The organism is Cellulomonas sp. (assembly GCF_035634735.1).
In the GTDB taxonomy this organism is placed as follows: domain Bacteria; phylum Actinomycetota; class Actinomycetes; order Actinomycetales; family Cellulomonadaceae; genus Cellulomonas.
Map to the genome: position 1 here is coordinate 1 of NZ_DASQCJ010000017.1, position 11282 is coordinate 11282.

At 76.7% G+C, this 11282-nt stretch carries 10 protein-coding genes and 1 pseudogene; 7 read left to right on the plus strand and 4 right to left on the minus strand.

Features of this window, described 5'->3' with window-relative positions:
- Nucleotides 1-486: transporter substrate-binding domain-containing protein (locus tag VER05_RS01550; RefSeq protein ID WP_324843643.1), on the minus strand; the 486-nt coding region annotated here is incomplete at its 3' end.
- A 105-nt stretch (nucleotides 487-591) separates the two neighbouring features.
- Nucleotides 592-1389: an amino acid ABC transporter ATP-binding protein gene (locus VER05_RS01555; RefSeq protein WP_324843644.1), complete on the minus strand. Its 798-nt coding sequence runs from the start codon at nucleotides 1387-1389 to the stop codon at nucleotides 592-594.
- Between the two features lie 135 nt (nucleotides 1390-1524).
- Here VER05_RS01555 and miaB point away from each other — a divergent pair, with 135 nt between their 5' ends.
- Nucleotides 1525-3123, plus strand: coding sequence for a tRNA (N6-isopentenyl adenosine(37)-C2)-methylthiotransferase MiaB (gene miaB, locus VER05_RS01560; RefSeq protein ID WP_324843645.1), 1599 nt, complete (start codon nucleotides 1525-1527; stop codon nucleotides 3121-3123).
- Nucleotides 3124-3167: 44 nt separating this feature from the next.
- Here the strand turns inward: miaB and VER05_RS01565 are convergent, their stop codons facing one another.
- Together VER05_RS01565 and VER05_RS01570 are read right to left on the minus strand one after the other, a co-directional pair.
- Complete coding sequence (locus VER05_RS01565; RefSeq protein ID WP_324843646.1) at nucleotides 3168-3677, minus strand: YbjN domain-containing protein; 510 nt, start codon at nucleotides 3675-3677, stop codon at nucleotides 3168-3170.
- Complete coding sequence (locus VER05_RS01570; RefSeq protein ID WP_324843647.1) at nucleotides 3674-4246, minus strand: YbjN domain-containing protein; 573 nt, start codon at nucleotides 4244-4246, stop codon at nucleotides 3674-3676. Before VER05_RS01570 ends, VER05_RS01565 begins: the two co-directional genes overlap by 4 nt.
- A gap of 193 nt (nucleotides 4247-4439) precedes the next feature.
- Here VER05_RS01570 and VER05_RS01575 point away from each other — a divergent pair, with 193 nt between their 5' ends.
- The 6 genes and pseudogenes from VER05_RS01575 to VER05_RS01600 all read left to right on the plus strand — a co-directional run.
- A complete protein-coding gene (locus VER05_RS01575) occupies nucleotides 4440-4937 on the plus strand; it encodes a YbjN domain-containing protein (protein WP_324843648.1) in 498 nt (165 codons plus the stop codon).
- Nucleotides 4938-4947: 10 nt separating this feature from the next.
- Nucleotides 4948-6939, plus strand: a complete 1992-nt coding sequence (locus VER05_RS01580; RefSeq protein WP_324843649.1) for an HSP90 family protein — start codon at nucleotides 4948-4950, stop codon at nucleotides 6937-6939.
- The gene (locus tag VER05_RS01585) at nucleotides 6936-8975 is read left to right on the plus strand and encodes a hypothetical protein (RefSeq protein ID WP_324843650.1); all 2040 of its coding nucleotides are present in this window, start codon (nucleotides 6936-6938) and stop codon (nucleotides 8973-8975) included. Before VER05_RS01580 ends, VER05_RS01585 begins: the two co-directional genes overlap by 4 nt.
- 318 nt (nucleotides 8976-9293) lie before the next feature.
- Nucleotides 9294-10079, plus strand: a complete 786-nt coding sequence (locus VER05_RS01590) for a hypothetical protein (protein ID WP_324843651.1) — start codon at nucleotides 9294-9296, stop codon at nucleotides 10077-10079.
- The gene (gene miaA, locus VER05_RS01595; RefSeq protein ID WP_324843652.1) at nucleotides 10076-11032 is read left to right on the plus strand and encodes a tRNA (adenosine(37)-N6)-dimethylallyltransferase MiaA; all 957 of its coding nucleotides are present in this window, start codon (nucleotides 10076-10078) and stop codon (nucleotides 11030-11032) included. The genes VER05_RS01590 and miaA overlap by 4 nt, the downstream gene beginning before the upstream one ends.
- Nucleotides 11029-11282, plus strand: a pseudogene (locus VER05_RS01600) (diaminopimelate epimerase); the annotation flags it as partial. The gene miaA and the pseudogene VER05_RS01600, both read left to right, overlap by 4 nt.

Sequence of the window (11282 nt, forward strand, 5' to 3'; positions counted from 1 at the left end):
GGGGCCCTGGATGTCCTCGTTGTCGGCGAGCGTGAGGATCGACTGGCCGGCCTCGTAGTACGGGCCGGCGAACGACACGACCTGCTTGCGCTCGTCGTTGATCGTGTAGGTCGCGACGACGATGTCGACCTGGCCGGACTCGATGAACGACTCGCGGTTGGCCGAGACCGTCTCCTTCCACTCGATCCCGTCCTCCGGGATGCCGAGCGCGCCGGCGATGATCTTGGCGATCTCCACGTCGAAGCCCTCGGGCGTGCCGTCGGGGCCGACCAGGCCGAACAGCGGCTGGTCGAACTTGGTGCCGACGGTGATCGAGCCGGCGTCGGCGAGAGCCGCCATGGTCGAGCCCTCGGGGAAGTCGGCCGCCTCGACGTCGGACACCTCCGGGGTCGAGCCGCCGTCGGCGTCGTCGGACCCGCCGCAGGCGGCGAGGGTGAGGACGGCGGCGGCGGCGAGGGCGATCGGGCCTGCGGTTCGGGTTCTCATGTCGGGCTCCTGGGTCGCGTCGGGATGCGGTGCGTCTCGGTGGGTGCCGGTCAGGGTTCGTGCGGGTGGTGCGCGGTGGTGCTGCGGGCGCGGGGGCGCCCGGGCTCAGTGGGTGAGGATCTTCGACAGGAAGTCGCGCGCCCGCTCGCTGCGCGGGGCGGTGAAGAACGTCTCGGGGTCCGCCTCCTCGACGATCGCCCCGCCGTCCATGAACACGACGCGGTCGGCGGCGCGCCGGGCGAAGCCCATCTCGTGGGTGACGACGACCATGGTCATGCCCTCGGCCGCGAGGGAGGTCATGACGTCGAGGACCTCGTTGATCATCTCGGGGTCGAGGGCGGAGGTCGGCTCGTCGAACAGCATGACCTTGGGCTCCATGGCGAGCGCGCGGGCGATCGCGACGCGCTGCTGCTGGCCGCCCGACAGCTGGGCGGGCAGCTTGTCCGCCTGGCTGGCCACGCCGACCCGCTCGAGCAGCGCCATCGCGCGCTCCTTGGCCTCGCGGCCGCCGATCTTGCGGACCTTGCGCAGCCCGAGGGTGACGTTCTGCAGCACGGTGCGGTGCGCGAACAGGTTGAACGACTGGAACACCATGCCGACGTCCGCGCGGAGCCGGGCGAGGGCGCGGCCCTCGGCGGGCAGCGGGACGCCGTCGAGGGTGATGCTGCCGGACTCGATCGTCTCGAGGCGGTTGATCGTCCGGCACAGCGTCGACTTGCCGCTGCCGGACGGGCCGATCACGACGACGACCTCGCCGCGGCGCACGGTGAGGTTGACGTCCTGCAGCACGTGCAGGGCACCGAAGTGCTTCTCCACGTGGTCGAGGACGACGAGGGGCGCGCCGGGGTGGGGTGCCGGGGACGCCGCGGGGGTGGGGGCCGGGGCCGGGTCGGGCTGTGCCATCTCTGGAACCTATGAGGCTCGTGTTACCTGCGCCACCTTTTCAGGTCACAGATCGGAAACGAGCCGGTCATGTCCCGACAGGGACCCGGTCATCGCTGCGGAGGGCGGAGAGCGGCGGACGTACCCTTGTCCGCGATGAGCACGACGACCCCGCCCCCCGTCCTCGTGGCCCCCGACGCCCCCACGTCGCCGGCCGGCGCGCCCGCGCGCACGTACCTGGTCAAGACCCTCGGCTGCCAGATGAACGTGCACGACTCCGAGCACATGGCCGGCATGCTCGAGCAGGCCGGCTACGTCGCCGCGTCGCCCGAGGCCGCGGCGGCCGAGGAGGCCGACGTCATCGTGATCAACACGTGCGCGGTGCGGGAGAACGCGGCCGACAAGCTCTACGGCAACCTCGGCCGGCTCGCGGGCACCAAGCGGTCCCGCCCGGGCATGCAGATCGCCGTCGGCGGCTGCCTGGCGCAGAAGGACCGCACCGGCATCGTCGAGCGCGCGCCGTGGGTCGACGTCGTGTTCGGCACGCACAACCTCGACGTGCTGCCGGTGCTCCTGGAGCGCGCCCGGCACAACGAGGCGGCGCAGGTCGAGATCGAGGAGTCCCTCCAGGTCTTCCCGTCGACGCTGCCCACCCGCCGCGAGTCCGCCTACGCGGGCTGGGTGTCGATCAGCGTCGGCTGCAACAACACCTGCACGTTCTGCATCGTGCCGCACCTGCGCGGCAAGGAGCGGGACCGCCGGCCGGGCGACGTGCTCGCGGAGGTCGGCGCGCTCGTCGACCAGGGCGCCATCGAGGTGACCCTGCTGGGCCAGAACGTGAACTCCTACGGCGTCGAGTTCGGCGACCGCGGCGCGTTCGCGAAGCTGCTGCGCGCCGCCGGGTCGATCGCCGGCCTCGAGCGGCTGCGGTTCACCTCGCCGCACCCCGCCGCGTTCACCGACGACGTCATCGCGGCGATGGCCGAGACGCCCGCCGTCATGCCGAGCCTGCACATGCCGCTGCAGTCGGGCTCGGACCGGGTGCTGCGCGCGATGTGCCGGTCGTACCGGTCGGAGAAGTTCCTCGGCATCCTCGACCGCGTCCGCGCCCAGCTGCCGGACGCCGCGATCACCACCGACATCATCGTGGGCTTCCCGGGCGAGACCGAGGAGGACTTCGCGGAGACGCTGCGCGTGGTCGAGGCGTCCCGGTTCTCGTCGGCGTTCACGTTCCAGTACTCGCCGCGCCCGGGCACGCCGGCCGCCGACCTGCCCGACCAGCTGCCCAAGGCGGTCGTGCAGGAGCGGTACGAGCGGCTGATCGCGCTGCAGGACCGGATCGGCCTCGAGGAGGCGCAGCGCCAGGTCGGCCGCACGGTCGAGGTGCTGCTCGCCGAGGGGGAGGGCCGGAAGGACGGCGAGACCCGCCGGCTGTCGGGCCGCGCCGCGGACAACCGCCTCGTGCACCTCGCGCTGCCCGCGGGCCTGGCCGCGGCCGACGCCCCGCGTCCCGGCGACCTCGTGACCGTGGACGTCACGCACGCCGCGCCGCACCACCTGGTCGCCGACTCGGCGGTCGGGGGCGGCACCTTCGCGGTGCGCCGGACCCGGGCGGGCGACGCCTGGGAGCGCCGCCAGGCGGGCGGGGACGACCACGCGCACGGCGACGCGGGCGGCGCGTGCGGGACCGGCGGCGGTGCGGCGGGACCGGCGGCGCCGGTGCTGCTCGGGCTGCCGACGCTCGGGCGGCGCTGAGCCGACGGCCCGGCGCGCGGCCCGCGCGCCGGCTGCGGCGCGCCTCAGACCTGCGGCGGCAGCAGCTGGTCGAACGACGCGAAGCTCTGCACGCCCGTGCCCAGCCCGCAGGACAGCAGCTGGTCCAGCTGCTCGGCGGTGACGCCGTGCTCCAGGTCGGTCGACACCTCGCTGTACACGGCGAGCTGGCCCTCCTCCTCGCGGAGGTAGAGCTTCGGCCAGATGCGCTCGCGGTTCCAGTCGTTCAGCGCGAGCGTGACCGCGCGGCGGCTGTCGACCGGCAGCTGCCGGTGCCAGCGGCCGCGCACCTGGAGGATCTCCCGCTGCTCGCCGAGCAGCAGGAACCAGAACCGGGAGTCGTTCCACACGCCGGTCAGGTCGCCGTCCTCGTCCACCCGGAAGTGGTAGCCGCGCGCCGACAGCGCCGAGGCGACCCGGTCCCGGGTCAGCGGCGTCGGGCGCGCCTGCAGCGGAACCCGGCGCTGCGGCGCGGGGGCGGCGGCGCGGTCGCCGAGCACGCGGGACAGCCAGCCCGGCGTCCGGGGCGCGGTCACGGGGCCACCGCCGCCGGGTCGGGGTAGAGCTCGTCGATCGCGTCGAAGAACGTGCTCGAGGTGGACAGGCCGCAGAACAGGATCTGGCTCAGCTGCTCGTCGGTCGCGCCGTGCTCCAGGTCGGTCGAGACCTCGGCGACGACGTGCACCATGCCGTTGTCCCGCACCCGCACGTAGGCCTTGGGCCAGATGCGCTCGGCGTTCCACTCGGTGCAGGCGTCGAGGACCTCCTCGAGCCGCTCGATCGCGATCTCGCGGTTCCACTGCCCGCGCACCTGGACGATCTCCTGGTGGTCGCCGAACAGGAAGAAGTAGAACAGCCGCCCGCGCCACAGCCCGCCGAGGTCGCCGTCGTCGTCGGTGAAGTAGTGGAAGTCGTTGCGCTCGAACCAGCGCACGATCCGGTCGGTGCTCAGCGGGGTCGGCCGGCCGTCGTCGACCGAGACGCCGCCGGGCTCGGACCCGCGCGCGACGCCGCGACCCGGGTTGGCGGGGACCGGGGCGGCCTCGCGGCCGCTCGCCGGGCGGCCCGGTCCGCGGCGGGGGCGGCGGTTCCCGAACAGACCCATGCGCACACCATACGCGCGGGCGCCGACGCCGCCAGCGTGGTCACCCCCGGTTCACCGGATCGGACATCTCGGGCGGTCGAGTGGTCGCGCGATCGGGTTAGGCTCGTCCTGGACGGGCTCGTGCGGGCCCGCCACCAGCACCGACGCAGACCGCGGGACCGACGTGGCCCCGCACGACACCCACGAGGACGCCATGGGTTTCTTCACCAAGCCGGACGCCGCGGCGTCCGTCCCCGGGCCGCAGCCCCTGTCCCACCAGCGCGTCATCGACGTGCTCGACGCCCGCGAGATGAACTACGGCGTCGACGACGACGGCGACATCGGCGGCTACTGGGACGGCCACCTGTTCTACTTCTTCCGGCTCGGCGGCCAGCAGGAGTACCTGCAGACCCGCGGCCGGTGGAACCGCAAGGTCGGGATCGACCAGTACGCGCGCGTCGTCGACCTGGTGAACACCTGGAACTCCGAGAAGCTCTGGCCCAAGGGCTACGTGCGGGCCGAGGACGACGTCGTCGGCGTGTACGCCGAGCACACGGTCGACTACGAGCACGGCGCGACGGACGAGCAGATCGACCTGCACCTCGCGTGCGGCATCACCACCGCGCTGAGCCTGTTCGAGCACCTGGACGAGCAGTTCCCGGCCGAGGCCGCCGCGGCGAAGGCCGCCGAGGCCGCGGCCGCCGGGGAGTGACCCGGCACCGATGACGGACCCCGCCGCGCGGGCGTTCCAGGTCGACCTGCACGGCGTGGTCGACCTGCTCGCCCGGCACCTGTACTCCGGACCCCGGGTCTACCTGCGCGAGCTGCTGCAGAACGGCGTCGACGCGATCACCGCGCGCCGCGCCGAGGACCCGGGGTGCCCGGCGACCGTCCGGCTGCGCCCGCTGCCGGACGGCTCGCTGCTCGTCACCGACTCCGGGGTGGGCCTGACCCGCGCCGAGGCCGAGGAGCTGCTCGCGACCGTCGGCCGGTCGTCCAAGCGCGACCTCGACCTCGGCGTCGGGCGCGAGGAGTTCCTCGGGCAGTTCGGCATCGGCCTGCTGTCGGCGTTCATGGTCGCCGACCGGATCGAGCTGGTGTCGCGGTCCGCCCGGGACCCGCACGCGCCGGCCGTGCGCTGGCGCGGGCACGCCGACGGGTCGTACGACCTGGTCGAGCTGCCCGACGCCGACCTGCCGGCCGGCAGCACCGTGCGGCTCCGGCCGCGGCGCGACCTGGAGCACTGGCTGGCGGGGGAGACGGTGGCGGCGCTCGCGGCCGAGTTCGGGTCCCTGCTGCCGGTCGACGTGGCGGTGGAGGTGCCGCTGGGGTCGGCGCCAGCCGCGGCACCGGAGCCGGGCGACCCCGCCGCGGGCCTGCCCGCCGACGGGGCGCCCCGCCCCGGGCATGCGTGGCGCCGCATCTCGGCGCCCGAGGCGCCCTGGGCCCGCGCGTACCCGGACGAGGCCGCGCGGGCGCAGGCGCTGGCCCGGTACTGCGAGCAGACGCTCGGCTTCACGCCGCTCGCGCACATCGACCTGGAGGTCCCGCTGGCCGGGGTGTCCGGCGTCGCGTTCGTGCTGCCCGCGGCGGTGCCCCCGGGCGGCGGCGGCTCGCACCGGGTCTACCTCAAGCGGATGCTGCTCGGCGCGCGGGTGGACGGGCTGCTGCCCGAGTGGGCGTTCTTCGTCCGGTGCGTCCTCGACGCCTCGGGCCTGCGCCCGACCGCGTCCCGCGAGGCGCTGTACACCGACGAGGTGCTGCTGGCGACGCAGGAGGCGCTCGCGGGTGCCGTCCGGTCCTGGACGCTGCGCACCCTGGAGTCGTCGACCGCGCTCGCCCGGCAGTTCGTGAGCACGCACCACCTGGCGGTGCGCTCGCTGGCGCTGACCGACGACACCATGCTCGACCTCGCCGCGCGGATCCTGCCGTACGAGACCACCGACGGGACGCTGACCCTCGCCGAGGTCGCCCAGGAGCACGGGCAGGTGGTGTTCGCGCCGACGCTCGAGGAGTACAAGCGGATCGCGCCCGTCGCCCGCGCGCAGGGCCTGGCGGTGGTGAACGCGGGCTACGTCTACGACGCCGACCTGCTGGCCCGGCTCGCCGCGCGCGGGCCGGGGCGCGGGCTCGGCGAGGTGCGGCCGCTCGGCGCGGGCGACATCGCGCAGGTCCTGGCGCCCGTGACCCCGGAGCGCGAGCTCGCCGCCCTCGACGCGGTGCGCGCCGGCGGCGACGTGCTGCGGCCGCTCGACACCGAGCTGGTCCTGCGCACCTTCGAGCCGGCGGAGCTGCCCGCCGTCCTGCTGCACGACCGGGACGGCGACCACCAGCGCGACCTGCAGGCCGCGATGGCCGAGGCGGACGACGTGTGGAGCGACGTGCTCGCCGGGTTCGCCGCGCCCGCCGCCGCGCGCCGGCTCGTGCTCAACGACGCCAGCCCGCTGGTGCGGGACCTGCTCGACGCGCCGCCGGGCGAGGTGTTCGCCGCGGGGCTGCGCTCGCTGTACGTGTCGGCGCTGCTGCTGTCCGGCGAGCCGCTGCGTGCCCGGGAGTCGGAGCTGATGACCGGCTCGATGTCGGTGCTGCTGCGCGCCGGGCTGCGGGGGGACGCCGCCGGGCCGCGGGGCGGTGCCGGCGAGGGGGTGCCGGGCGCGCTGCCCGGGCCCGACGACGAGGCGGCCGGGGGACCGGCCGGGGAGGAGCGCGCGTGACGCGCACGCTGGACGACGCCAACCGCGAGATCACCCGGGTGCGGCAGATGCCGTACGGGCTCGCCCGCACCCAGGCCGCCGAGCGCCAGGTGCGGCTGGTGGACGCCGAGGGCCCCGACGCGGCGCGCGCGTACGCGCTGAGCACCCTGGTCGAGGCGTACCAGTGGGGCGGCGAGGTCGACCGGTCGTTCGTCGCGTTCGCGCGGCTGCTGCGCTGGTGGGACGAGCACCCCGAGCACTTCGACGCCCACGACCGGCACGGCCTGTTCTGGTCGTTCAAGTGGATGATCTCCGGGCTCGCCGACTTCCCGACGGTGCCCGCCGAGCAGATCGACCGCACGCTCGCCGACATGGAGCGCCGCTACGCCCTCGCGGGCAACGGCATGGACGCGGTCGCCTACGAGCGCTTCGCCTGGGCCCGGCAGCGCGGCGCCGCCGACGTCGAGACCGCGTACCAGGCGTGGGTCGCCACCCCGCGCGACGACTTCTCCCAGTGCGAGGCGTGCGACCCCGGCGACCGCGCCGCGTGGCTGCTCGCCACCGACCGCGCCGAGGAGGGCATCCGGATCATCGAGCAGACGCTCGCCGAGGACCCGTCCTGCGCCTCCGAGCCCGCGGACATGCTGTCGTACCTCGCCGAGGCCTACCTCGACCAGGGCCGGCCCCGCGACGCCGCCCGGACGCACCGGCGCGCGGTCGCCGCGCTCGCGGAGGCCGAGTCCGACATGGTCGGCGCGCGCGGCCGCCGGGTCCGGCTGCTGGCGCGCGGCGGGCAGGCCGAGCGGGCCGTCCGGGCGGTCGAGGCGGACCAGCAGTACCTGACCGGCGGGGACACGCCGTACTCGCGGCTCGCGTTCGCGCGGCTGGTCGGCGCGGCGACGCACGTGCTGCGGGAGGCCGGGCAGGGCGACCTGCCCGTGCGGCTGACCGCGGTCCCCGCGTCGACCGTCGCGGAGCTCGACGACTGGCTGCGGTCCGAGGCCACGGCGCTGGCGCGGCAGTTCGACGCGCGGAACGGGACCACCGCGGAGAGCGAGTCGGTGGCGCGCGCGTGGGCGACGGAGCCGGCGGGCGACGTGCTGGACCTGGACGTGCTGCCGCGCGGGCTGGCGGGGCGCGGCGCGGGCGCTGCTGGTGCCGCCGCCGCGGCCTCGCCGGTGGGCGTGGGCGGTCCCGCCGCCGCTGCGCCGGACGGTGCGGGTGCCGACGCGAGCGCGGGTGCCGACGCGGGCGCGGGGCCGGCGGGCGACGCCCGGCGGGCCGCGCCGGTCGACCCGGCGGCGCTGGTCGCGGAGGCCGAGCGCCTCGCGAAGACGGGTGACCTCGAGTCCGCCGCGGGCGCGTACCTCGACGCGGCGGTCGCGTTCGAGGGCGCGGGCCTGCTGACCGAGTCGGGGTTCGGCTACGCGGAGGCCGCGCACTGCGCGCAGGTGCTCGGCGACGACGACGGCGCGGCGTCCGGCTACGCCGCCGCGGTCGCCCGGCTGCGGGCGGCGGACGTCCCGGCGACGGTCGTCGCGCCCGTGGTCGTCGCGTGGGCCGGCGCCGCCGCGGTGACCGGCCAGGCCGAGGCGGTGCTGGCCGAGGTCGACGGGCTGCTGCTCCGGCTGGCCGCCCCGGGCTCCGCGGAGCCGGGGGAGGACGACCGCGCCCCGGAGCTCGTCGCCCGCGAGCAGGCGGAGCACCGCCGCGCCGCGGCCGACCTGGACGACGCCGCGGCCCGGCTGCTGGCGACGCTCGGCGGCCCGGAGCGGAGCGCCGCCGCGGCGACCCGCGCGCAGGCGGCGGCGGAGGCGTACGCCGGCCTCGGCGCGCTCGGGGACGCGGCGCACGCGTTCTGGCTCGCCGGGCGGCTGCACGACGGCCTCGGCGCGGTCGAGGACGCGGTGTGGCACCTGGAGTCGGCGATGGAGGGCTTCCAGGCCGCGCGCCAGCGGGGCCCGCACGGCGAGGTGGCGAACGCGCTGGTCGACGTCCTGCGCCGCTCCGGCCAGGACGCCCGCGCCGACGACCTGGCTCGCACCCTGACCTCCTGACCCGCGCGCACCCGCGCTGCGCCCGCGCGCTGCGCCTGCGCGCTGCGCTCGCGCACCCGCGCTCGGCCCGCTCGCGCACCCGCTGCGCCGAGCGGGCAGTCGATGTCCCTTCCGCATGCCCGGAGGGGACATCTCCTGCCCGCTCGGCGACGCGGTTCCGCCGAGACGGCAACTCTCGGCTGTGTCCGAGTGCTCGCGCACAGCCGAGAGTTGCAGTCTCGGCGAGGCGGGTGCGCGGTGAGGTGGGCAGGCGGCGAGGCGGGCGCGCGGCGGGGGCGGGCGGCGGAGGGGCGGGGCTCGGCGGGATACGGTTCCGGGGTGAGCCTGGCCGTGGTGTTCCTGCCCGACACCGCCCTGCTCGTCCCCGGTGCCGCCGGGCGGGCCGACCCGGCCGCCGGGCTGCGGGACGCGGCGGTGGCGGCGCTCGCGGACCTCGTCGGCGCGGTCGGGGCCCTCGGAGCCGACGGGGACCCGGACGCCGCTCGGGTGCTGGTGATCGCGCCCGCCCGCCGGCTCCGGTTCCTGCCGCACCCCGTCGCGCCCGGGCTCGGCGCCGCGGGCCTCGACCTGCCCGACCTCGCGCCGTCCGCCCTCGACGGCGCCCCGCGCGCGGACGTGCCGGCGTCGGTCGCCCTCGTGCTGCTGCGCGCCGCGGGGGTCGACGCGCCCGTCGACGTGCTCGAGATCGACCGCGACGCCGACCACGTCGTCGCCGCCCACGACCGCTCCGCCGCCCCGCGCGCGGTCGTGGTCGTCGGGTCCCTGAGCGCCCGGCACGGGCCCGACGCCCCGCTCGCCGACGACCCGCGCGCCCCCGCCGCGGACGACGTCCTGCTCGCCGCGCTCGCCGACGGCCCCGCCGCGCTGGCCCGGGCGCTCGACGACCTCGGCGCCGAGGGCGCGCGCGACCTGGCCGTCTCCGGCCGGGTCCCGTGGCGGGTCGCCCTCGGCTTGCTGCCCGCCGGCGCCACCGCCGAGGCCGCGCCCCCGCACGCCGAGGTCGTCGCCGGCGCCCAGCACGCCGTCGCCGCCTGGCGGCTCGACGCGCCCGCCCCGGCTCCGCACCCGAGCCCCGCCCCGCACCACCCCGAGGAGCCCCGTTGACCGTCGTCGTCGCCGTGGTCGGCCCGACCGCGACCGGCAAGTCCGACCTGGGCGTCGCCCTCGCGGAGCACCTGGACGGCGAGGTCGTGAACGCCGACGCCCTGCAGCTCTACCGCGGCCTGGACATCGGCACCGCCAAGCTCACCCTCGCCGAGCGGCGGGGCGTCCCGCACCACCTGCTCGACGTGCTCGACCCGCACGAGGACGCCACGGTCGCCGCGTACCAGCGGGACGCCCGCGCGGCGCTCGCCGACGTGGCCGCCCGCGGCCGGCGCCCGGTCGTGGTGGGCGGGTCCGGGCTGTACGTGCGGTCGCTGCTGGACCGGATCGAGTTCCCCGGCACCGATCCCGAGGTCCGCGCCGCCCTGGAGGCCCGCGTCGAGGCCGAGGGCGCGCGCGCCCTGCACGCCGAGCTCGCCGCCGCGGACCCGGTCGCCGCGGAGAACATCGGCCCGCGCAACGCCCGCCGGATCGTCCGCGCGCTGGAGGTCATCGCGCTGACCGGTCGGCCGTACTCGGCCAACCTGCCCGGCCACGACTACGAGGTGCCCGCGGTGCAGATCGGCCTGGACTGCGACCGGGCCGTGCTGGACGAGCGGGTGCAGGCCCGGGTCGACCGGATGTGGGCCGCCGGCCTCGTCGACGAGGTGCGCGGCCTGCTCGACCGCGGCATCGGCCGCACCGCCTCCCGGGCCGTCGGCTACGCCGAGGTGCTGGCCGCCCTGCGCGGCGAGATCACCGAGGACGAGGCCCGCGCGCAGGTGGTCGCCGGGACCCGGCGGCTCGCCCGCAAGCAGATGGGCTGGTTCGGCCGGGACCCGCGGGTGCACTGGCTCGACGCCCGCGACCCGGACCTGGTCGACCGGGCCCTCGCGCTCGTCGCGGCGGCGGACGCGGGGACGCTCAGCCTCGCCACGGACGACCCGGCCCCGCGCCGTAGTCTGGGGTCATGACCGCCCCCGCGTCCTCGGCAGCCCCCGCCGCGTCCCCGGCCGCCCGCGCCCTGCGCGACCCCGCCGCCACGCTGCGCGTGACGAAGGGCCACGGCACGCAGAACGACTTCGTGCTGCTCGACGGCCGGCCCGGCACCGCGCTGGATGCCGACCTGGTGCGGGCGCTCGCGGACCGCCGGGCGGGCATCGGCGGCGACGGGGTCATCCGGCTGGTCGCCAGCGCCGAGCTGCCCGAGGGCGCCGCGGTGCT

Bases quoted from the DNA above. Each gene is read 5' to 3' on its own strand.
- VER05_RS01555 (WP_324843644.1), bottom strand. From the start codon at position 1,389: ATGGCACAGCCCGACCCGGCCCCGGCCCCCACCCCCGCGGCGTCCCCG.
- miaB (WP_324843645.1), top strand. From the start codon at position 1,525: ATGAGCACGACGACCCCGCCCCCCGTCCTCGTGGCCCCCGACGCCCCC.
- VER05_RS01570 (WP_324843647.1), bottom strand. From the start codon at position 4,246: ATGGGTCTGTTCGGGAACCGCCGCCCCCGCCGCGGACCGGGCCGCCCG.
- VER05_RS01575 (WP_324843648.1), top strand. From the start codon at position 4,440: ATGGGTTTCTTCACCAAGCCGGACGCCGCGGCGTCCGTCCCCGGGCCG.
- VER05_RS01580 (WP_324843649.1), top strand. From the start codon at position 4,948: ATGACGGACCCCGCCGCGCGGGCGTTCCAGGTCGACCTGCACGGCGTG.